This is a genomic window from Pelagibius sp. Alg239-R121 (genome assembly GCF_947331435.1).
Lineage (GTDB): Bacteria > Pseudomonadota > Alphaproteobacteria > Kiloniellales > Kiloniellaceae > Denitrobaculum.
Window position 1 is genome coordinate 283,027 of the sequence record NZ_CAMZOF010000009.1, and the last position, 22,587, is coordinate 305,613.

The window sequence follows — 22,587 nt, forward strand, 5'->3', positions numbered from 1 at the left end:
CGTTTGTTCTATTTCACCACAGCTAATATCGCAAACACACAATTTATTTATCTCACGAGATGGAGCGTGATTGAACCGCAAGGCCGTCAAGGATTCGTAAACATTCGACTTAAACTGTCGCAATTCATTTCGATGGGCGCCGCGGTCCTTTGCCTCTTGGTGATTTCTTGCCTGTTTTTGCCGTACCGGGGGGCCTGCGGTTCGTGCTTCGGCCGCGGCGGTCGGCCAGTTTTCGGTTGGCGCTTGATTTTTTCAGTGGGTCCCAGGCGGCGGTCGAACCGGAGTTTTTTTCGTCTAAATCGGCATTTTCGATGCCCTCTGGGTCTTCGATGAGCTGCAGCACCAAACCGCCGGTAACCGGGGTTGCTTCCATAAGACGGGCCGCAACACGGTCTCCGAGATGGTAGGTTCTGCCCCAGCGGCGCCCGACCAGACAGTGTTTCGCCTCGATATGGTCGTAGCGGTCGTCGGGAAGGGAGCTCATGGGAACCAAGCCGTCTGCTCCGCTTTCATCGAGCGTTACGAACAAGCCGAAACGGGTTACGCCGTTGACCCGGCCCTGAAAGATGCGCCCGACCTTGTCGGACATGTAAGCGGCAGTCAGCCGGTCGACGGCATCGCGCTCGGCGGCGGCGGAGCGCCGTTCGGTTTTGCTGATGTGCTGTGCCGCTTCCTCGAAGTTTTCAGCAGCGTCAGAGGGCAATCCGTCATCGCCGAGCCTTAGGCCAGAGATAAGGGCGCGATGGACCAGGAGGTCGGCATAACGCCGGATAGGCGAGGTGAAATGGGCGTAACGGGTCAAAGCGAGCCCGAAGTGGCCGATATTCTCGGGTGCATAAACCGCCTGACTCTGTGCGCGAAGGATCATCTCATTGACCATCGACTTTTCAGGCCGCTCGCTCGCCTTTGCCAGAATCTGTGTGAGAACTTTCGGTCTCATGACCTGACCCCGTGCCAACTTGAGATCCATGCTGGCCAGCACGGTCGACAGGGCTTCTATCTTGACCGGGTCAGGCTGCTCATGAACACGGTACATACAGGGACGCTGCAAGCGCTCAAGTTCCGTGGCGGCTGCGACATTTGCCGCAATCATGAATTCTTCGATCAGCTTGTGACTATCCAGCCTCACACGGGGTTCGATGGCCACGATCTGACCGTCGTCGTCGACCACGACCTTGCGTTCGGTCAGATCGAGCTCAAGCGTCCCGCGTTTCTCGCGAGCGGCCAGGAGGGCCGCATAGGCACCGTAGAGTGGTGAAACAACGAGTTCGGCCAACTGGCCGGGAATTTCACTCTCCTCGCCGTTGCGGGTTGCCTGAACCTGTTCATAAGTCAAACGGGCAGCTGAACGCATGAGTCCGCGAAGAAACCGATGCCGCAGAGGATTGCCTTCGGCGTCGATCCACATCTGAACTGCGAGGCAGGGGCGGTCGACACCCGGTTTCAGTGAACACCAGCCATTCGACAGCTCTTCCGGCAGCATCGGGACGACCTGATTTGGAAGATAAGTTGAGTTGCCGCGCTTGTATGCGTCCCGGTCCAGCGCGCTGCCTGCCGTCACGTAGTGGGCCACATCGGCGATCGCGACAATCAGACGCCAGCCACCCGGATTGTCTTTATCGTCGTCGGCTTCCGCCCAAACCGCGTCATCGAAATCTCGGGCATCGGCGCCGTCGATCGTGACCAACGGCAGGCCGCGCAGATCTTCTCGTGACCCCAGGTCGGTGGCTGTGGCCGCCTTGGCAGCATCGGCCGCATCGCTGGAGAAGGACATAGGGACGTCGTGCTCGTAAAGTGCGATCAAGCTGAGGGCGCGCGGGGTATCGATCGCGCCGACCCGCTCCAGGATCCGGGCTTCACGTTGGCTGCTGCGGTGCCGTGTCGACTTCAGGGTGGCAACCACCAGTTCGCCGTGCACGGCGCCACGAGAATCTTCCGATCGGACAACGAAATCATTTTTGGCCCGCCGGTCCGTGGGGCGCAGGCGTCCGCCTTCGCGGCTGTTCTCGTAGACACCGAGAATGCGGTCCTGAGACTTTCCAATACGTCGAATGGTCTTGGCGTCGTAACTTCCGTCATCATTGCGGCTCAAGCGGGCCAGGACATGCTCACCGGTGGCAAAGGCCGCCCGGCTGCGGTTATCGGGTGACAGAAAGATGCGCGGCGGCGGAGATTCATGATCCCAGCTCGCAGGTTTCGCGAGTTGTTCGCCGTCCTCGTCGATGTCGGCGACTTCCACTACCAGGACCGGTGGCAGGTGACCCGGTAACATTACTTTCTTCTTTTCCCGAAGTTCCAGATGACCGTCGCGTTCCAGCTCTTTCAGCAGAGCTTTCAAGGGGATTCGGTCGCTGCCCTTGATATGAAAGGCGCGCGCAATCTCGCGCTTGCCGACTGCAACCGGGCTTTCGCTGATAAAGGCCAGAACCTCATCCTTGCTGGGAAAAGGTGTTGCCTTGGATTTAAATTTTGCCAAGTGGGTCTCGATTTAGTCTTCGCTCGGCGCCGTTTTCTTGGCGGGTGCCTTCTTTTTCGCAGGCGCTTTTTTCTTAGCTGCGGGCTTTTTGGCCGCCGTTTTCTTGGTCGCAGCTTTCTTTGCAGGAGCCTTCTTGCCGCCCTTTTTGGTCTTAGCCTTTTCGGCCTGGACCTTTAGCAGCTCGACAGCAGCTTCTAGTGTGAAGCTGTCCATATCAGCCGTTTTCGGCAGGGAGGCAATCAGCTTGCCATGTTTGACGTAAGGGCCGTAGCGTCCCTTGAAGAGGTTGATCGGGGCCTTGTCCTCTGGATGTTCGCCAACGACTCGAAGGGGTTCAGCCGCGCCGCGCCGGGCGGGGGCTTCAGCGATCAGGGAGACGGCACGGTTCAGACCAACGGTCAGAACATCGTCGTCGTTACTGATCGAGCGGTATGTCTTCCCATGCTTAACATAAGGACCGAATCGTCCGATGCCTGCGGTGATCATCTCTCCGTCTTCAGGGTGAGGACCAATGTCCCGTGGCAGGCTCAAGAGGCCGAGCGCAGTTTCCAGAGTGACGTCTGCCGGTGGCATTCCTTTGGGGAGAGAAGCGCGCTTGGGCTTTTCCTTCTCCACCGGTTCGCCAAGCTGCGCATAGACACCGTAGGGGCCTTTACGCAGCGAAACGTCCAGGCCGGTCGCCGGATCCTTGCCCAGAATACGAGGAAAGGCGGCGTCACCGTTTTCGCCGTTTTCGCCTTCTGCAGGCACCGCAAGAGGTCGTGTGAAGCGGCATTCCGGATAGTTGGAACAACCTATGAAACCCCCGTTACGGCCGAGGCGCAAACCGAGCCGGCCTTCCGAACAGGTCGGGCAAAGCCGTGGATCCTTGTCGGGATTTTCTGCATCGACCGGGAAAAAGTGCGGGCCCAGATCTTCGTCCAGAGCGTCGATCACTTCCGTGATCGTCAGGTCTTTGGTGCTGCCGACAGCCTGATTGAAAGCTTCCCAGAACGACCGCAGAACAATTTTCCAGTCGATACGGCCACCGGAGATATCGTCAAGCTGTTCCTCCAACTCGGCGGTGAAATTGTATTGGACGTAGCGCTCGAAGAAAGAGCTCAAAAATGCGACCACCAGCCTGCCGCGATCTTCCGGCACAAAGCGGCGCTTATCCAGGACCACGTAATCCCGATCCTGAAGAACCTGAATGATCGAGGCATAGGTCGAAGGCCGGCCGATGCCCAATTCTTCCATCTTCTTGACCAGGCTGGCCTCGCTGTAGCGTGGCGGCGGCTGGGTGAAATGCTGTTCCGGTTCGATGGCGTCCCGGGTCGGGCGGTCGCCTTCGGTCAGCTTCGGCAGGCGCCGGTCTTTATCATCGTCACCCTGTTCGCCAACCTTGGTTTCTTTCTGATCGTCCCGGCCTTCCTGATAAAGCTTCAGAAAGCCGTCGAAGGTCAGGATTGAGCCGGTGGCCCGGAGTTTCGCCTGATCGATATCAACATCGATATCGACGGCGACCTGATCGAAGCGAGCTGATTCCATCTGGCTTGCAACCGTGCGGTTCCAGATGAGTTCGTAGAGCCGCGCGCCATCAGAATCCAAATAGGATTTGACCTCGGAAGGATGCCGCCGAACGTCGGTCGGACGGACGGCTTCATGGGCCTCCTGGGCGTTCTTGGCTTTACTTTTATAGACCCTGGGCGAGTCCGGCAGGTAATTCTGGCCATAATTCTCACCGACCATATCCCGTGTGGCCGCAATGGCTTCGGCCGAAATTGAGACGCCGTCGGTCCGCATATAGGTGATCAGGCCGACGGTTTCACCGCCTAGCTCGAGACCTTCATAGAGCTTTTGGGCGGTCCGCATCGTCCGTGTGGCGCCAAATCCAAGCTTACGGGAGGCTTCCTGCTGAAGTGTCGAGGTCGTGAAGGGGGGATATGGGTTGCGCCGGACCTGCTTGCGCTCAACCTGGGCCACGGTAAAGCTGGAAGCGTCTTCCAACCGCCGGACTGCGGCCATAGTGGTTGCCTCGTCTGACAGATCGAAGCGATCCAGTTTGTTGCCGTCCAGATGGGTCAGACGGGCAGAGAAGGAGGCACCTTCTTCGTTGCGCAGTTTGGCGACGATGCTCCAGTACTCGCGCGGCTTAAAGACCTCGATCTCGGCTTCGCGTTCGCAGATAAGCCGCAGTGCCACCGATTGCACGCGGCCGGCGGAGCGGCTTCCAGGCAGCTTGCGCCACAGCACCGGTGACAAAGTGAAGCCAACAAGGTAGTCCAGCGCGCGCCGGGCCAGATAGGCATCGATCAGTTCACGGTTCAGTTCGCGAGGCGAACTGAAGGCATCCAGGACGGCGCTCTTGGTTACCTCGTTGAACACGACCCTTTGAATGGCAACGTTCTTGAGTACTTTACGGCGAGTCAGTTCTTCGGCGAGATGCCAGGAAATGGCCTCGCCCTCACGGTCGGGGTCAGTCGCCAGAATCAGTGTGTCGGCGCCCTTGACGGCATTCTGAATGTCTTTGATGCGCTGTTCGGATTTACCTTCGACCTGCCAGACCATGGAAAAGTCTTCGTTCGGATCAACCGATCCGTCTTTCGGGGGCAGATCCCGTACATGTCCGTAACTGGCCAAGACGTGATAATCGTTGCCGAGGTACTTATTTATGGTCTTGGCTTTGGCGGGGGACTCGACGACGACGACCTTCATAATGGAACGACTTACCTGCTTCTAAATATAAAAACCAATCGGTTAATACGCCGGCCGGGCCGCGGTTCCGGACTTGAGTGCCACCATGTTGCCGGGAAGCCGGTCGACGGCACCAGACAACTCCAGCTCAAGGATCGCGGAAGAGACGGCTGCGGGAGACAATTGGCATTGCCTGATCAGTTCGTCAACAGCAACAGGCGTATGAGACAGCAATGATACAATATCGTTGTGAGCTTTCGCGATCTCGGTTTCTTCGTTCGCCGGCGTACAAAAAGCAGATTTGTCAAAGGTTTGCGGGGAAATAACCGGTTTCTGAAAACCTTCTTCCAGCGAACGCAAGATATCTTCGGCGGATTCGGCCAGAATCGCGCCTTGGCGAATAAGATCGTTGCCGCCCTGCGACCTGGGATCAAGCGGTGAACCAGGAACGGCAAAGACTTCACGGCCTTGTTCCAGCGCAAGGCGGGCCGTAATCAGCGATCCGGAATTACGAGCTGCCTCGACAACCAATGCCCCAAAAGACAGGCCCGACACGATGCGGTTGCGGCGTGGAAAGTGCCGGGCCTTGGGACGCGTGCCCGGCGGCATTTCTGTCAGCACAGCACCATTTGCGGCAATGGCTTCCATCAGGTCTTGGTTCTCGGGCGGGTAGACGATGTCGAGGCCGCCGGCGACGACGGCGATCGTTCCGCTGTTCAATGCCCCCTCATGGGCTGACGTGTCGATCCCGCGCGCCAGACCGGATGCCACAACCAGCCCTCCGGCACCTAAATCGGCGGCAAACTGTCGCGCCAGGCGCTTGCCGTTGGCAGACGCATTGCGCGCGCCCACGACCGCTATGGTCTTGCGGAGGAGAAGGCTCTTGTCGCCCAGGCCGATGAGCACCGGAGGTGCATCCTCAATGGCTGCCAGCGCTGCTGGATAGTCGTTGCTATTTAAGGGCACTGCCCAGGCGCCCAGTCTATTGATGGTCTCGAGTTCCTTCGCGGCTTCCTCGCGCGATCTCAGTGCAAACCTCGACGTGTTGTTGGATTTGCGGGCGAGTTCGGGCACAGCTTTGAGCGCTGCGCCCGCCGAACCGAACCGGGCCACCAATTGCCGAAAGGTAATCGGCCCAATTGAGCGGCTGCGGCTGAGCTGCAGGCTATCAATGATATTGCGCTCGTCTCTTTCGGGCTGTGTGTGGCCGACCATGAGCTACCATGGGTCGTTAACGCGGTCTGCGTCAAGATGCCTGGTGGCTTTGGGGATTACTCGGTCTTTTTTTGACCGATCTTCGATTCCTCACCCTTGAGCAGGCGGCGAATGTTTTCCTGGTGCCGGTACCAGACAAGAACAGCCAGCGATAACGTGAGCTCAACCATCTGCAGGTCGCCCAATAACCACCAGGAGTAAGCCGGCGCAGCGGCCAAGCTTAAGAGTGCCGCGAGAGAGGAGTAGCGGAAAACCGCAGCGGCAACCAGCCAGGTCGCGCAGCAAGCGATACCCACCGGCCAAGCGAGGGCAGTGATCACGCCCAAAGTGGTCGCAACACCCTTGCCGCCCTTAAATTTCAACCAGACCGGAAAGAGGTGTCCGACAACGGCGCCGAAACCTGCCGCCAGAGTGACGTCGGGTCCCCACAGCATGGCGATCAGAACGGCCGCCGCACCCTTGCCGCCATCGAGCACAAGTGTTGCAAAGGCAAGATCTTTGCGCCCGGTGCGCAGAACATTGGTCGCACCGATGTTCCCTGAGCCGATCGCCCGCACGTCGCCTAAGCCGGCTAATCTGGTCATCACCAGACCAAAGGGGATGGAACCGAGCAGATAGCCACCGACAAGCGCCGTGATCAGGTAAGGGGCTGCATGAGTCCAGGAAATCGGATCGGGCATTATGTTCCGAGGCTCCTCAGCTTTCTTTTTTGTCGTCTGGATCGTAAACGCATCGCCCGTCAACGATGCAGCGTCTCACCAATCCCTGTACCGGATGATCGGTGAAAGGCGAGTTTTTGGATTTGCTTTGAAAGGCGTCCGGATTGATCTGCCAGGGTTTGTCTAGATCGAAGAGGGTCAGGTCCGCCGCCGCGCCGACGGTCAGACTGCCTCCACTGAGGCCAAGGATCTCTGCAGGGCCAGTGGTGAGCTTGGCCAATACGTCGAGCAGGCTTGCCCGCCCGTTATGATAAAGCTGCAAAGAAAGCGGCAACAGCGATTCCAGACCGACGATACCCGGTTCGGCGATCGCAAACGGCAGTCGTTTCGAATCCTGATCGTGCGGACTGTGGTCGCTGGCGATCGCATCGATCGTACCGTCGGACAAGGCGTTTTCCACGGCCTGACGGTCGGCCTCGCCACGCAGCGGCGGTGAGACTTTGGCAAAGCTGCGATAATCGCCCACTGCGTTTTCGTTCAACGTGAAGTAATGGGGGGCGGTGTCGCAGGTGACAGAGAGACCTTGGCGCTTCGCCTTTTGAATGGCTTCTATGGCAGCTGCGGTGGTTACGTTGGCGACGTGATAGCGTCCGCCGGTCAGCTCCAGCAATCGGAGATCCCGTTCCACCATGATGACTTCGGCGGCAGTGGGAATGCCAGCCAGACCCAATCGTGTCGCGACTTCTCCTTCGTTCATGGCACCGCTGGCCAGGGCGGGGTCTTCCGGGTGCTGGACGATCACCTGTCCGAAGGTGCGCGAATAGCTGAGGGCCCGGCGCATGACCTGGGAGTCGGATATGGCGGTCAGACCGTCGGTAAAGCCGACCGCGCCAAATTCGGTTAAGAGTCCGAATTCCGTCAGTTCGCGGCCCTTCAGACCCCTGGTGACTGTGCCGTAGGCGTAGACCTTGACCAGTTTGGTTTCGCGGGCGCGCCGGGCAAGGAATTCAAGTACCGCAACATCGTCAATCACCGGTTCCGTATTCGGCAGAGCAACCATCGACGTAATGCCGCCGTAGGCCGCGGCACGGCTGGCGCTTTCAATGGTTTCCTTATGCTCGGCACCGGGCTCGCGCAACTGGACACGCATGTCGATCAGCCCGGGCGAAAGGCAAAGGCCGGCGCAGTCGATGATCTGTGAATCCTCAGGCAGGCCGTCGTTGAAGAGGCGCGGGCCTAAGTCTGCAATCTTGGTGCCATCGGTAAACAGTCCACCGACTTCGTCCAGACCACTCGCGGGGTCGAGCAGACGTGCGTTGATATAGGCAACGCGTCCGGGGTTCTTGGAACTGACCGCCTTCATCGCCGATGAAATCATGACGCGCCTCCTGCCTGCGCGCTGGTTCTATCCTGGGAATTGGATCGTAGCGTTCGGGTCAGGGCGTCCAGGCAGGCCATGCGCACGGCAACGCCCATTTCTACCTGATCGCGGATCAATGAACGGTCAATGTCGTCGGCAAGCTCGCTGTCAATCTCCACGCCACGGTTCATGGGGCCCGGGTGCATGATCAGTGCGTCCGGCTTTGCCGCCTGCAGCTTCTCGTGGTCAAGCCCAAAAAAGCGGAAGTATTCGCGGATCGAGGGCACGAAGCTGCCCTGCATACGCTCGGTCTGCAATCGCAGCATCATGACGATGTCGCAGTCCTTGAGCCCCTCACGCATGTCGATAAAGGCTTCCACGCCCAGGCGTTCGATGTTGCTGGGCAGCAGGGTCGGCGGCGCGATCACCCGCACGCGTGCGCCCATGATGCCGAGCAGCTGTATGTTTGAACGCGCCACGCGGCTGTGCAAGATGTCGCCGCAGATAGCAACTCTGAGTCCCTGCAAGTCACCGCGCCGCCGGCGGATGGTCAGGGCATCCAGTAAAGCCTGAGTCGGATGTTCGTGACTGCCGTCGCCGCCGTTGATGACCGCGCAATTGACTTTTTCCGACAGCAGCTTGACCGCGCCGGAATCAGGATGCCGGACGATCAGCACATCAGGATGCATCGCATTCAGGGTCATGGCGGTGTCGATCAGGGTCTCGCCCTTTTTAATCGAGCTGGAGGAAACCGACATGTTGATTACGTCTGCGCCCAGACGCTTGCCCGCCAGCTCAAAGGAGGTTCGGGTCCGTGTCGAATTCTCGAAAAAGAGATTGATCACGGTGCGCCCGCGCAGCAGCGATGTCTTTTTGTCGTCGGAGCGATTCAGCGCAACGTAGCTGTCGGAAAGGTCCAGGAGAAAGGTGATTTGTTCCGCCGTCAGCCCGTCAATTCCAAGCAGATGGCGGTGCGCGAATCCGAGGATGTCCGCTGTGTGTCCGGTATCAGTCATTAAAGCGGGACTATGTCACCCTCGTGGCAGCGGCGCAACGGGTGAGGCGGAGTGATTCCAATACTTTTGACGATCGTCTGAAACAATGCGCATCCAGCAAGGCAGATGCCTAAAAACGGGCTCCAAATGCCGGCGCTTAAATCACCCCATCGCTGCGCAACGCGGCGATCTCGGCTTCCGATAGATCCAGGAGTTCGTTCAGGACCTCTTCCGAATGCTGTCCTGCGGACGGTGGCGGGCGGCGGTAGGTGACCGGCGTGCCAGAGAACTTGATGGGATTGGCGATCAGGTCGACATCGCCGCTCTGAGACTCGGGATAGGGCATGGTCAGCTTCATGCCGCGTGCCTGAATTTGAGGGTCTTCGAAGACCTGGTCCAGACTATTGACCGGGCCGGAAGGCACGTGGATACCAGCCAGTCCGTCGACCCATTCCTGTTGGGTTTTGCGTTTGGTCACGTCGGGCAGCAGCGCATAGAGCGCCTCGCGGTTCCGCACTCGGTCGGAGTTGGTCAGGAAGCGAGGATCTTCTGCCAATTCAGGCGCACCAGCAAAATCACAGAAGGTCTTAAACTGCCGGTCGTTGCCGACGGCTAGAATGAAGAAGCCATCGGCGGCGGGCAGGACCTTGTAGGGCACGATGTTGGCGTGCTCGTTACCCAGGCGGGTTGGTACTTTGCCGGAAGTCAGATAGTTGAGACCTTCGTTCACCAGCCAGGAGACCTGGGTGTCCAGCAGTGCGAGATCGATATGCTGGCCTTCGCCGGTCTGGCTGCGGTGATGGATAGCCGCCAGGATCGCCGAGCTGGCGTACATGCCGCACATGACGTCGGCGATACCTACACCGACCTTCATCGGCGCGCCGTCACTCTCGCCTGTCAGGCTCATGATCCCGCCGATGCCCTGTGCGAGATAGTCGTAGCCCGCGCGCGGTGCATAGGGGCCGGTCTGCCCGAAGCCGGTAATCGAGCAGAAAATCAGGCCGGGAAACTCGTCCTTGAGGTCGTCATAGGACAGACCGTACTTCGCCAGTCCACCGACCTTGTAGTTCTCCACCAAAATGTCCGACTGCGCGATCAGGCGTTTCGCGAGGGCCTGCCCTTCGGGTTTGCTGATGTCGATGGCAAGGGAGCGTTTGTTGCGGTTGGACGAGAGGTAATAGGCACTTTCCTTGGTGTCGCCGCCGTCTTTGTCCTTCAGATAAGGCGGGCCCCATTTGCGCGTGTCGTCACCCTGACCCGGCCGTTCGATCTTGATGATGTCCGCTCCGAGGTCGCCGAGCAACTGGGTGCAAGTGGGGCCGGCGAGGATGCGGGTAAGATCGAAAACCCTAAGACCGGCGAGCGGTCCCTTCGCTGATTGGGACGGGACGGTATCAGTCATGACGTTTTATATCTCGTTCGATGAATATCGGCGGCGTCTCTTTAAGCACAGATCTATGGTACTAGACCAGCAAGCCGAGCAAAATCGGTAGCGTGATCATGGCCGCTGCGGTCTGGATCGTGATGATGCGTGCCATAAGGGCGGCGTCTCCCCCCAATTGCCGGGCCAGAATGAAAGAAGATGAGGCGGCGGGCAGGGCGTTGAAAAGGATCGCGACATAGGCGCCGACGCCGGTCACGCCGAACAAGCCGCAGGCAAAGGCGGTGATGATCGGAAGCACCACAAGTTTGCCGACAATCGGCGCCACAAGTGCGCCCAATGCGCCTCCTTCGTTTCGCAGTTCGAGTCCGGCGCCAACGGCGATTAGGCCAAGCGGCAGGGCAGCCCGACCAAGAATTTCCAGAAATGGATCGGAAATCGACGGCAAGCCAACAGCGGTCACATTGAGAAGGATGCCGAGTGCACAGGCGACGATGATTGGATTCTTCACGATGGCAAGCAGCATGCCGCCGAGCGATCTCGTTCCGTTGTTGCCGTGACGGCTGAGAGCAACGACGCTGAGCAGATTGACCAATGGTACGCTGGCCGCAATTGCCAGGGTGGCCGTAGCAAATCCGACCTCGCCGAAGAGGCTGGCTGCAACTGCCAAACCGATATAGGTGTTTGGCCGAATGAAGCCCTGGAGCATGCTGGTCAAAGCCGGACCGTCATTCGTAAAACGGGCGACCAAAGTCATCAGAATCAACGCGGTCAGGATCAACGGCGTATTGATTGCCGCGACGATCGGGAGAACCTGGAGGCTTCCGAAGTCGGTGGTCGCAAGTGTTCTGATGAGGAGGGCCGGAAACAGGATCATATAGGTCAGCTTCTCGACCGCTTCCCAGGCAGGACGTTCGATAAAGCCGCGCCAACGCAGCAGGAAGCCGACCAGGATTAGAAGAAAGATCGGGAGTGTTGCGTCGAGTATCGGCCCCATGATTTACAGCTTCATGATTCTTGCGAAGGAGCGGCCGATATATGCGCTAGGGCATCCAGCGCGCCTTGTAAAATGTAGGCAGCCGCCATCTTATCGACCACTTCCGCGCGCCGTTTCCGAGTCATATCGGCCTCGCCGACCAAAAAACGCTCTACCGCCGAGGTCGACAGGCGTTCGTCCCAAAAAGTGATCGGCTGGGTAAATCCCGCCTTGTCGATCAGATTTTGAGCAAGTTGCCGCACCGATTGGCAGCGCGGCCCCTCAGAGCCATCCATATTGACCGGCAGACCCATCACCAGGCCGCCCACGTCGCGTTCTTTGCAGATGGCAGCAAGTTCCGTGGCATCCTTAGTGAATTTGCTGCGCCGGATCGTGCCGATGGGGGACGCGACCTTCAGGCTGCCATCCGAGATAGCCAGGCCGATGGTTTTGGTGCCTGGGTCCAGTCCAAGCAGGCGCGTTCCTTTCGGAACCAGGGGGACAAGTTCGTTTAGCTCGACAAGGGGCAAGGCCGCGACTTTCGAAAGTGGAACAGAAGGACACGACCGGAAAGCGGAAAGCTCCGAAAAGTCATACAGAACACAGGAGTGGCGGGCAAGACGAGCAAAAGCACCTCTTGCGATTCAATTCAACGGCGGCCAATCTTCAGCACCTTATCGCTTATGTTATCTGCAGACGAAGGAGAGGGACCGTCCCATGCATCTCGCGGAATTGAACATTGCCCGACTGAGCCAGCCGATCGATCATCCCGATATCGCCGATTTTGTGGATAACCTGGATCGCATCAACGGTCTTGCCGAACGCATGCCGGGCTTTGTGTGGCGATTTAAGGACGAGAGCGGCAACGCCACCAATGTTCAGGCGTTCGAGGATCCGATGTTGATTCCCAATCTCTCGGTTTGGGAGAGCGCAGTTGATCTCGAACGTTTCGTCTGGGGCACCATCCATCGCAAATTCTACGAACGTAAGGATGAATGGTTCCTGCTGATGGCCGAGCATCATTTCGTCATGTGGTGGGTCGAGGAAGGTCATCTGCCGGATCTGAGTGAAGCGAAAGCACGGCTCGAGCTGCTTAGGTCCAATGGTCCCAGCGAGGAGGCCTTTGGCTGGGCGGACCTGCACTCTGCGAAACTCTGGGAAAAGTCGCGCTGCGCTTAAGCGGCAAAAAAAACCAGGTTCGTGGCGATATCTTCCATCAGCCGCGTAACCGCAGGCAGTTGTGATCTCGGGTTCCGGTGCACCACAATCTCAATTGAGGGCAGCGTAGGAAAGCCATCCTGTATTCCCAGAGGGACAAGCATCGGGCCCAGGGTGCTGCGCGGCAGGACCGTGACCGCCAGACCGGCGGAAACAGCGGCTCTTACCCCGGCCGGGCCTTCGCTGTGAAAGGCCATGCGCCAGGGACGCCCGGCTTTGTCGAACGCCGCAAGCGCCGCCGCCCTAAAGGCGCAGCCTTCTGGCATGAATGCTAGTGGTATGGGGCTGCTGTCGAGCGGCGCGCGGTCGCGCGCGGTGGCCCAGGAGAGCTGCTCTCGCCTGATCAGAACCCCATCGCTTCGATCATGCTGGCGCGTAACCAGTGCCAGATCGATCTCGTCTCGATCCATTGCCGAGAGCACTTCAGCGCTGTTTTTGCAAAGAACTTCGAGTTCTATACCCGGATTTGCCTGGGTAAAGAGAGTTAAGACCTGCGGTAGGTAACTCTGCGCATAGGTGTCTGTGGTGCCCAAGCGGACCTTGCCCGCCATGGACCTTTGGCCGACGGCTGCGAGGGCCTCTTCGTTCAGTGCCAGCATGCGGCGCGCATAAGACGCTAGCGCATCGCCTGGTCCGGTCAGCGAAACGCTCCGCCCGCGTCCTCGGCTGAAGACCTCTGCCCCCACAGCCTGTTCCAGCTTCTTGATCTGTGCGCTGACCGCCGACTGGACCCGGCCAAGGCGTTGTGAGGCCGCGGTAAAGCTGGAGGTCTCGGCAACCGCGAGAAAGGCACGCAACAGATCGATATCCAGATCCGGTTTCATCATAATCTCTTTTTAAGATTTTAAAGATCATAAAAATTCGTTTTAACGATACATTTCTGTGCGGCAGTCTGAAAGCGAAATTTGTCTCTCAAACATTCCGATGTGCCGCGGAGCAGTGATGGAAAAGAATGTTAACGCCGGACGCAGCCGTGTCGAGGTGGGGGTTCTCGAAATGGCCGCCGCGATGGCTATTGCCGGGAGTATTGGAGTCTTCGCACTCGAATCGCAGCAACCGCCCTTCACGGTCGTTTTCTATCGCTGTCTCTTTGGAGCACTTTCGCTAGGTGCCTATTGCTTATACCGCGGGGTATTCCGGCAGGTTCCCTACAGCGTTCGCAATCTCGCTCTCATCTGCATCGGCGGAGCGTTTCTGGTCTACAACTGGGTTTTGATGTTCGAGGCTCTGCGCCTGACGTCAATTTCAATTGTGACGATCGTTTACCACGTGAATCCCTTCATCATCTTGCTGTTGGGGATTGTCTTCTTTGCCGAGCGTATCGACCGGCATAAGTTGGGGTGGACCCTCTTTGCCTTCCTCGGTCTTATCAGCGTTATCGGTATTCCGGACGCTTTTGAGGGTGATTACATTCAGGGCATCGTCTTCACCTTGCTGGCGACAACGCTCTACTCCTTCACCATCGTGTTTTCAAAGTGGGTGACCGGTGTCCCACCCGCGTTCATCGCATTTGTGCAGGTCAGCGTTGGCGTGCTGCTGGTGCTGCCCTTCGTCGATTTTGCTCAGGTTCCGGTGGGGCGGCAGTGGTTCTTCCTGATCTCGCTCGGGGTTTTGCACACCGGTGTCGAATATGTCCTGCTCTATTCGGCCTTTCAGAAGCTTTCGATGGCTCTTATCGCCATTCTTTCCTTCGTCTATCCGGTAGTTGCAATCGGCCTGGACTATGCCGTCTACGGCCACCTGCTTTCGTTTCAGCAGATCATTGGCGTAGTCATGATCGCGCTGGCGACACTTGGTGTCCGGCTCGGTTGGAAGCTTACTCTGCCAGGACGAAAGGCGGCATGAGTTGGCCGAAAATAACGTGAATCAGCATCTAAATCCCTGAAGATTTAGCGAAACGTTGCCCGATCATGGCCGAGAGGATGACGTAAATGATCTTTGTACCCGCGAGCAGTGTGCCCTTGATGGTGCCGGAGATTTTGGAGTGGCCGATGCGGCGGCGGTACCGGACCGGAACTTCCCGAACCTTTAATCCTCTCTGTGACGCCTTAACCTGCATCTCGACGGTCCAGCCGAAATCTTTGTCCTGCAAATCGAGCAGGTCCAGGGCCGGACGGCTGATTGCACGAAAAGGCCCGAGGTCCGTATAGCGTGTCCGCCAAAAGAGGTGGATGAGGGCGCAGGCAAAGCGATTACCCGCACGTTGCTGGGGCGTAAGAGCGTCGCGTGGGTTGCTGCGCAGTGTGCGTGATCCGACGACCATGTCCGCTTTGCCTGAAAGGATCGGATCGACCAACCGATCCATCTCGTCGGGATAATCGCTGTAGTCGCCATCCAGGAACACGATGACGTCTGATTCAGTGACCTGGGCAAGTCCCTGCTGGCAGGCCTGACCATATCCGCGACGGGGTTCGGCTATGACGGTTGCGCCGGCGCTTGCGGCGACCTGTGCCGTGCAGTCCGTCGAGCCGTTGTCTACTACGACCACCTCGTCGACCCATTCGGGAATGGCTGCGATGACCTTGCCAATGGAACACTCTTCATTGAGAGCCGGGATAATCGTGGTGATGTGGGTGCCGGATTTCATAGTGCGGTTGCCCTCTTGATTTTTGCGGTTCCGGCGTCGGTGCTGCCGGGTCGGATTTTGGTGAGTCCCTGCCAGACCAAAAGTGCGAGCACCGGCCCGAATTGTATCCAGGCAAGGATCGTTTCCGCCGAGGCTCCGGCGTCCGATGCTTCAAAATAGAATCGCAGGTAGTAGAGCGGCAGAAGAGCGGTGAGCAGCAACAGGGGAAGGGATGGCAGGATGGCGAGAAAGGGCAACAGCCAGCTGAAATACCAGGGATACTGTGTTGGGCTCAGCAGAAACAATAGTGCCGCGACAAACAGGAACCGATGAACGACATCGATTGGTTCGCTAAGGTCCTTTCGGTTGATGCCGAGAGCGGTGGCAACGACCACGAGCGCGACGGCAAAGCGCGCGACACGCCCGGCATCCAGAAAGTCTAAGGAAAGAATATCGAGCGTCTGACCGGCCAGCCAGGCAATGACTCCGAAGACGGCATCATTGCGCTGCCAGGACCGGCCGTAGGCCACAAAGCCGGAATCCTCATTCAGGCCGGCAAGCAAAACTGGAGCCGAGAACAGAGTGGCCAGTGCCACAAAAATCAGCAATGGAGCAACGCCTTTGCGCCATTGCTGTACGAAGGGGCGCAGCAGGCTCGGCATGAGGAGAGCGGGCCATATCTTACAGCCCGCCGCAAAAGCTAACATGCTGGCGGCCCACCCAGAGCGATTTTTGAGAATAAGGAGCAGCGCGGCCAGCAGGAAAGGCACGAGAACGGCATCCATATGGGCGGAGTTGAAGAATTCTTTCACGATCAGCGGATTGCACCAGTAAATCGCCGCCCAGGTGATCGGGAGTGCGAGTTGCCGAAGGATGGTCAGCAGAAGACCGAACGACACCAGATCGAACCCGAAGATTACAGTGCGCCATGCCATGAGGCTCCAGGGTTCAAGCCAGTTTGCCAAAAGAAAGGATGCTTGCGCGACTGGGGGATAGATGCTGCGCAGAAGAGGGTAGGTTACGCTTTCCAGCAGGCCGCCCGATGACATGCCGAGCTCTTGCAGTGTGGGAGGCGCGGCGCCGTTGATGACGGATTGCGGCGCAAAAGCAAAAGGGTTCTGTCCAGCGGCAACTACGCTGCCGTCCCAGAGGTAACGCAGGTAATCGTTCTCCAGCATCGGTGTCGATGGCAGGAGAACAAGCCGCATCAGGAGACCTACGAGGAGAAGCCAGGTGAAAGCGCCCGTAAGCCTGAATTCCCTTTTTCCCTGGCCGATAATGCTTCGGCAGAGGATCAGATAGATCGCACCTGCACCCATTCCGATCCCGACCAGCCATACGATCGGATCCAGACCGAGCACCGGGATGTTGAGCGGGTGATGAGAGAGTAAAAGAAAGAGAATGGACGATGCCGCGAGGCCAAGGCCGCATAGTGCAAGGACGACCGGCGCCGTCTTGGCTGCCGGGGTGAGCAGGGCAGCAGGGTGGTTAGCTTCCACGGCTGCGCCAGGTTGTGGCACTTTTTCGCTTTTTCTTGGCCTTTGCCACCTTGACGCTGCTGTTCAGATCCCAGTCGTAACGATGGTCATCGACTTCGGATATGCCTGAAAGTGCATTCTTCAGTCCCGGTTTGGCGTAGCGGCGCAGGTGAGCAATGACGCCGGCGTCATTGCCGCCGAAATCCGATTCAAACCAATCGTAGATACTGGACACGACCAACTGGCCCTTGATAACTTCCGCGCCGCGGCGATGATTAATGTAGTCCACCGCACCCGCGTTCAGAAAGACTTCGGCGTTTGCAGCGGTCATGGCATTCGTGCGCAGATTTGGACAACCGATCGAGGCGCAGTTGACCGCATAGTGGATTCGGGGGTCCTTCCAGATCGGCCGCAGGATTCGATGCTCGATATCGTCCAGGCTGACTTTTTCGCCTTCAATGGTCACCAGCTTCTTGCCCCAGGGACCGTCACTGAACAGACCCGGTGAAATATCGATATCTCGGATCGACTCAACCGGATAGGCATCCAGAATTACAATCACCGTGAGAGCGTTATAGAGGTTTACCCAATAGGCGCGCTGCTCGTTCCGGTTCAACGAGCTTACACGCACTGCGGTCATGGCATCGATGTAGTCGGCGAGCGCTGACTTGTCGGCCCGGGTGACGCGCCCGTAATCGACCCGATTCACGCCGTCGGCTTGGGGAGAGACGTAGCGAGTCAGGAACTGGTTCCAGGCCCTATGCTCAAGCTTTGTCGTCGAGGCAGGATCGTGAGTCGCCCAGCGCTCCCAGAGTTCTGCGGAGGGAGCGGCCCGAACGGTCTGAGCAGCAGCAAGAAGAAGGGCCAAAAAAAACGCGAGTACAAAGAGGCGTTGAATGCCTGATGATATGCTCATTGCCGCGGTCGTTGATCCTACCTGCCTTCGCATCTCTCTTTTCTCCTGTCCGAGCTCTCGTTTCCAAGAATTTGCTTTTGAGCGCACATGCTATGTTGGCGCTGAGCCATTACTGTAATGCGCGGTGGCAAGGACGTAAGGTCGGCACGGCTGTTCGCCCAGTCAAACAAGATAACAAGATCGCGATTGAACTTAACGCCGATAACCTGTGGTAGTCGCTGCCGTCCAACAAATAACGCCGATGCGGTGAACGATGGATTGAATGGCGACGCGGAGCTTTGGGAGATGTTAGACTGATTGAAAATAACTGACCGACGGATTTCGCAAGCTTTTGAAAATTGGGTGTTTTCTGGACGCGAAAACATCGCTAGAGCTAGCCTGTCGCGATAACCAATGTGCAGAGCTGAGGCATCGTTATGAATTTCAGACCACTCCTTATGGCGTCTTTTCTTGCCGGCTCCCTTTTCGCAGGATTGAGCGTTGCGGCTTTGCCACTTGCCGCTCAGGAAGCCGCTCAGCCTCCAAGCGTGATCATTGCACCGGCAGAGCGGCGTGATATCACCCCTAGTTTCTCCTATCTAGGTCGGATCGAGGCGATCGATACGGTTGAACTGCGCGCCCGCGTCGCCGGGTTTCTGGAGAAACGGAATTTCCGGGAAGGCACAGAGATCAAGGCGGGCGACGTCCTGTTCATGATCGAAAAAGACACTTACGAGATCACGGTCCAGCAACGTTCCGCTGATTTGGATGGCGCCAAAGCCACACTCGCCAACGCCGAAGCCGATTATGCCCGTAAAGAAACGCTGGTGAAGCGCAAGACAGCCGCCAAGTCATCTCTTGATACGGCGCGGGCAAACCTGGGAACGGCGCGCGCATCGGTCAAGCAGGCGCAAGCCGCTTTACGCGCTGCAAATTTGGATCTCAGTTACACAGATGTCGTTAGCCCTATTGACGGGAAGGTCAGTCGCGCCCGCTACAGTGTTGGCAATTATGTCGATAACAACAGCGAATCCCTGGCGACGGTGATCTCGCTTGATCCGATATATGTCACCATAGCGGTCAGCGAAAAGCAGTTGATCGAAGCCCGCCGGCAGGGCATCGACCTCAACAACCCAACGGTTGCTCCGTCGCTTCAACTTTCCGACGGCAGCCAGTATGACGGGCGGGGCGAATTCGATTATCTGGATTCTACGGTTAACAGCAGCACTGACACCATCACGGCCCGCGCAGTGTTTCCCAATCCTAATCGCCTCTTGCTGCCAGGTCAGTTCGTGACGGTTGTTGTTCGGCAAAAAGAACCTGAATCTGCTGTCGTCGTTCCCCAAGCTTCGGTTCAAGAAGATCAGCAGGGCTATTTTGTCCTCATTGTCGATCGTAGCGATAAGGTGGAAGTGCGGCGTGTCTCGCTGGGCAATCAGACAGAGACCGAATGGATTGTGGATGACGGCATAGCAGAGGGCGAAAGGGTGATTGTGCAGGGACTGCAGAAGGTGCAGCCTGAGATGCAGGTCAACCCGGTAATCATGACCGGTGGCGGACAGGGGTAAGCAATTTATGTTGTCCGCTTTCTTTATCGATCGCCCGAAGTTCGCCTTCGTCATATCCATCGTCATCACTCTTGCAGGTATTCTGTCGATCTTTTCGATCCCGGTGTCTGAATATCCCGAGATCACCCCGCCCCAAGTCAAGGTGACCACGAGTTACCCCGGCGCGAGTTCCACGGTGGTGCAGCAGTCGGTTGCGTCACTGATTGAAGCGCAGGTTAATGGCGTCGACGATATGATCTACATGTCGTCGACCAGTTCGAACGATGGCAGTTACGAGCTAACCGTCACCTTTGCTGTCGGCACGGATCCGGATATTGCCGCGGTCAACGTTCAAAATCGCGTTGCTGTGGCGAATGCCCAACTGCCGCAGGAGGTGACGCGGCAAGGTGTTGTGACCAGGAAGCAGTCTTCCAGCATGCTGCTGGTGGTCAATATGGTGTCGCCCAACAACACACATGATTCTCTGGCGCTCAGCAATTACGCGTCGATCAACATTCAGGATGTGCTGGCGCGGATCAATGGCGTTGGCAGCGTTTCTCAATTCGGCGCGCTGGATTACGGCATGCGGGTCTGGCTGAATCCCGACCGTCTGTCGTCGCTGCAGTTGACCACGACCGATATCGCAAACGCGATCCAGAGTCAGAATATCCAGGCAACAGCCGGGCAGCTTGGTGCGCCACCCTACGACGGCGCACCTCAGTTCCAGTATTCGATTCAGGCCAAGGGCCGCCTCGCGAGCGTGGCGGAGTTCGGCAATATTATTGTACGCGCTGCGGAAGACGGATCGATCGTGCGTATGCGAGACGTTGCCCGTATTGAACTGGGATCGCAGACTTATGGTGCGATATCTAAACTGAACAACAAGCCGGCGGCCTCGATCGCCGTATACCAGTCGCCGGGCGCGAACGCGCTCGGTGTTGCGGATGTCCTCTATAAGGAACTGGATCGCCTGGCCGAGCGGTTTCCGCCGGATATGGAATACAGGATTCTCTACGATACGACCAAGGCGGTCAGAGCGTCCGTTGCGGAGGTGTTGGAAACCCTCATGATCACCTTCTCGCTGGTCGTGGCGGTGACCTTTTTGTTTTTGGCCGACTGGCGCTCTACCATCATCCCGACACTGGCAATTCCTGTCTCTCTGATCGGTACCTTCGCAGTTCTCTTCGTTGTCGGCTTTTCGGCCAATACCATAACTTTGTTTGCCATCATCCTTGCCATCGGGATCGTGGTGGACGACAGCATTGTCGTCGTTGAAAACGTTCAGCGCATCATGACCGAGACGGGGAAGAATGCGCGCGACGCAACACGACAGGCGATGAAGGAAGTGACCGGGCCCGTCGTCGCGACGACACTGGTGCTGCTCGCCGTCTTTGTTCCGGTTTCCTTCATGCCGGGGATCACGGGCGAACTTTATAAACAGTTTTCCGTCACTATCTGTGTTGCGGTTTCAATCTCATCGATCAACGCCCTAACCCTTTCGCCGGCGCTGTGTTCGCTGCTGCTGAAGCCGGGATCCGGAAGCCCGCGTGGCCCGCTTCGTATTTTCGCGCGCCTTGTCGACAAGAGCCGGGACGGCTACGCCTGGATGGTCGGGCGCATGATACGGGTGACGGCGCTGACCATGCTGGTGTTCGGTGCCTTTGTCGGTGGCACCTACTACATGTTCCAGAATGTTCCCACCGGGTTCATCCCACTGGAAGACAAAGGCGTCTTTTTCGGCAACATCCAGCTTCCCGAAGGGGCGTCATTGTCGCGAACCGAACTGGTGGCCGATCAGGCAACCGAGATGTTGAGAGAGATCGACGGTGTCACGGATGTCATCGCCATCAGCGGGTTCAGCATTCTCGGGGGCGCAGCTTCCAATTCGGCGCTCCTCATTCCCATCCTCAGCGATTGGGAGGAGAGAACCGAACCCGACCTGCAGTGGCCTGTGATCCTTCGAAAGATCAATGGGCGTTTGGCAGGCCTGGTGGAGGCGGAGGCTTTCGCGTTTCCTTTACCGCCTATTGCAGGACTCGGCACCGGCGGCGACATAGAGGCGCAGCTTCAGGATTTCCTCGGCCGGAGCCCACAGGAGCTGGCATCAGCCATGCGGAGTCTTGTGTTCAATGCAAACCAGGAACCTGCGCTAGCGAACGTCTTCAGTACTTTTTCTGCGAATGTGCCTCAGCTTTTCCTCGAATTGGATCGGGATAAGGCAGAAGCCCTCGGACTCTCAATCTCGGAAATCTTCTCGACGCTCCAAGCCAGCTTAGGTTCGTCGTATATCAATGATTTTAATCTCTTCGGGAAGGTTTATCGCGTCATCATTCAGGCCGAAGCCCGCGACCGTGACGCGATCGAGGATATCAACCGTCTGCATGTGCGCAACGCGGCTGGTGAGATGGTGCCGCTCAGCGCGCTGGTCGAGTTAAAGCCGATTTTGGGGCCGCTCTCTATCAATCGATATAACCTCTACCAATCGGCGTCGTTGACTGGTTCGAGCAGCACCGGTTTCAGCACAGGTGAAGCCATTTCAGCCCTTGAATCGGTTGCGGCAGAGGCATTGCCCGACGGTTATGGGATTCAGTGGACCGGCACCTCACAGCAGGAGCTGGAAGCCGGAGGGCTCGTCGTCTTCATCTTTGGCTTGGCCTTCCTCTTCGCCTATCTCTTTCTGGTGGCGCAGTACGAAAGCTGGTCCGTGCCTCTATCGGTGATCACCTCCGTTATTATTGCGGCTTTCGGCGCACTCGTTCCATTGATGGTCTTTCCTTTCCTCAACAATAATCTCTATGCCCAGATCGGACTGGTCATGCTGATCGGCCTCGCAAGTAAGAGCGCGATTCTGATCGTGGAATTTGCCAAAGAACGCCGGGAGCAGGGAATGGGCATCGAAGAAGCCTCGCTTCAGGCTGCTCGCTTGCGGTTCCGGGCGGTCATGATGACGGCGCTGTCGTTCATTTTGGGTGTGCTACCCTTAATCTTCGCGACAGGAGCGGGTGCGGCGAGCCGGGTGTCCGTTGGTTTTGTTGTCTTTGGCGGAATGTTGGCGGCGACAGCCATCGGAATCTTCTTCATTCCGGTGCTCTATTATCTCTTCCAGAGTATCAGAGAGCGGGTAAAGGGCGTTACCAAGCCCGCGTGA

Annotated in this window: 17 protein-coding genes; 4 read left to right on the forward strand and 13 right to left on the reverse strand. The window is 57.7% G+C overall.

Annotated features, from left to right (window positions below; genetic code table 11):
* Positions 1-124: 124 nt before the first annotated feature.
* The 9 genes from rnr to ruvX all read right to left on the reverse strand — a co-directional run bounded on the left by rnr (position 125) and on the right by ruvX (position 12,265).
* Positions 125-2,476 (reverse strand): ribonuclease R, encoded by a 2,352-nt coding sequence (rnr, locus tag QMZ18_RS27915; protein ID WP_282609676.1) that lies wholly within the window; start codon positions 2,474-2,476, stop codon positions 125-127.
* A gap of 12 nt (positions 2,477-2,488) precedes the next feature.
* Positions 2,489-5,170, reverse strand: coding sequence for a type I DNA topoisomerase (topA, locus tag QMZ18_RS27920; RefSeq protein ID WP_282609677.1), 2,682 nt, complete (start codon positions 5,168-5,170; stop codon positions 2,489-2,491).
* 42 nt (positions 5,171-5,212) lie between these two features.
* Positions 5,213-6,364: a DNA-processing protein DprA gene (dprA, locus tag QMZ18_RS27925; RefSeq protein WP_282609678.1), complete on the reverse strand. Its 1,152-nt coding sequence runs from the start codon at positions 6,362-6,364 to the stop codon at positions 5,213-5,215.
* A gap of 56 nt (positions 6,365-6,420) precedes the next feature.
* Positions 6,421-7,044: a glycerol-3-phosphate 1-O-acyltransferase PlsY gene (gene plsY / locus QMZ18_RS27930; RefSeq protein WP_282609679.1), complete on the reverse strand. Its 624-nt coding sequence runs from the start codon at positions 7,042-7,044 to the stop codon at positions 6,421-6,423.
* A gap of 16 nt (positions 7,045-7,060) precedes the next feature.
* Entirely contained in the window at positions 7,061-8,401 is a 1,341-nt protein-coding gene (gene pyrC, locus QMZ18_RS27935) for a dihydroorotase (protein WP_282609680.1), read from the reverse strand.
* Positions 8,398-9,399: an aspartate carbamoyltransferase catalytic subunit gene (locus QMZ18_RS27940; RefSeq protein WP_282609681.1), complete on the reverse strand. Its 1,002-nt coding sequence runs from the start codon at positions 9,397-9,399 to the stop codon at positions 8,398-8,400. The genes pyrC and QMZ18_RS27940 overlap by 4 nt, the downstream gene beginning before the upstream one ends.
* Before the next feature lie 136 nt (positions 9,400-9,535).
* Positions 9,536-10,780 carry a CaiB/BaiF CoA-transferase family protein gene (locus tag QMZ18_RS27945; RefSeq protein WP_282609682.1) on the reverse strand — a complete coding sequence of 415 codons (1,245 nt, stop codon included), beginning with the start codon at positions 10,778-10,780 and terminating at the stop codon, positions 9,536-9,538.
* Positions 10,781-10,841: 61 nt separating this feature from the next.
* Positions 10,842-11,756, reverse strand: a complete 915-nt coding sequence (locus QMZ18_RS27950; RefSeq protein ID WP_282609683.1) for an AEC family transporter — start codon at positions 11,754-11,756, stop codon at positions 10,842-10,844.
* A gap of 11 nt (positions 11,757-11,767) precedes the next feature.
* Complete coding sequence (gene ruvX / locus QMZ18_RS27955) at positions 11,768-12,265, reverse strand: Holliday junction resolvase RuvX (protein WP_282609684.1); 498 nt, start codon at positions 12,263-12,265, stop codon at positions 11,768-11,770.
* Positions 12,266-12,452: 187 nt separating this feature from the next.
* On the opposite strand from ruvX, the gene QMZ18_RS27960 reads away from it, so the two are divergent.
* Positions 12,453-12,914: a DUF3291 domain-containing protein gene (locus QMZ18_RS27960; protein ID WP_282609685.1), complete on the forward strand. Its 462-nt coding sequence runs from the start codon at positions 12,453-12,455 to the stop codon at positions 12,912-12,914.
* On the opposite strand, the gene QMZ18_RS27965 is transcribed toward QMZ18_RS27960, so the two are convergent.
* The gene (locus QMZ18_RS27965; RefSeq protein ID WP_282609686.1) at positions 12,911-13,777 is read right to left on the reverse strand and encodes a LysR substrate-binding domain-containing protein; all 867 of its coding nucleotides are present in this window, start codon (positions 13,775-13,777) and stop codon (positions 12,911-12,913) included. The two genes, QMZ18_RS27960 and QMZ18_RS27965, sit on opposite strands and share 4 nt — an antisense overlap.
* A gap of 118 nt (positions 13,778-13,895) precedes the next feature.
* Here QMZ18_RS27965 and QMZ18_RS27970 point away from each other — a divergent pair, with 118 nt between their 5' ends.
* Positions 13,896-14,798 carry a DMT family transporter gene (locus QMZ18_RS27970; RefSeq protein WP_282609687.1) on the forward strand — a complete coding sequence of 301 codons (903 nt, stop codon included), beginning with the start codon at positions 13,896-13,898 and terminating at the stop codon, positions 14,796-14,798.
* Between the two features lie 28 nt (positions 14,799-14,826).
* Here QMZ18_RS27970 and QMZ18_RS27975 read toward each other — a convergent pair whose 3' ends face one another.
* The 3 genes from QMZ18_RS27975 to QMZ18_RS27985 are packed head-to-tail and all read right to left on the reverse strand — an operon-like array spanning position 14,827 to position 17,913.
* Positions 14,827-15,540 (reverse strand): glycosyltransferase family 2 protein, encoded by a 714-nt coding sequence (locus QMZ18_RS27975; RefSeq protein ID WP_282609688.1) that lies wholly within the window; start codon positions 15,538-15,540, stop codon positions 14,827-14,829.
* Positions 15,537-17,039 carry a glycosyltransferase 87 family protein gene (locus QMZ18_RS27980; protein ID WP_282609689.1) on the reverse strand — a complete coding sequence of 501 codons (1,503 nt, stop codon included), beginning with the start codon at positions 17,037-17,039 and terminating at the stop codon, positions 15,537-15,539. The genes QMZ18_RS27975 and QMZ18_RS27980 overlap by 4 nt, the downstream gene beginning before the upstream one ends.
* Entirely contained in the window at positions 17,008-17,913 is a 906-nt protein-coding gene (locus tag QMZ18_RS27985; RefSeq protein WP_282609690.1) for a DUF547 domain-containing protein, read from the reverse strand. The genes QMZ18_RS27980 and QMZ18_RS27985 overlap by 32 nt, the downstream gene beginning before the upstream one ends.
* 416 nt (positions 17,914-18,329) lie before the next feature.
* Between QMZ18_RS27985 and QMZ18_RS27990 the strand changes: the two genes are divergently transcribed.
* Positions 18,330-19,460 carry an efflux RND transporter periplasmic adaptor subunit gene (locus QMZ18_RS27990; protein WP_282609691.1) on the forward strand — a complete coding sequence of 377 codons (1,131 nt, stop codon included), beginning with the start codon at positions 18,330-18,332 and terminating at the stop codon, positions 19,458-19,460.
* A gap of 7 nt (positions 19,461-19,467) precedes the next feature.
* Complete coding sequence (locus QMZ18_RS27995) at positions 19,468-22,587, forward strand: efflux RND transporter permease subunit (protein ID WP_282609692.1); 3,120 nt, start codon at positions 19,468-19,470, stop codon at positions 22,585-22,587.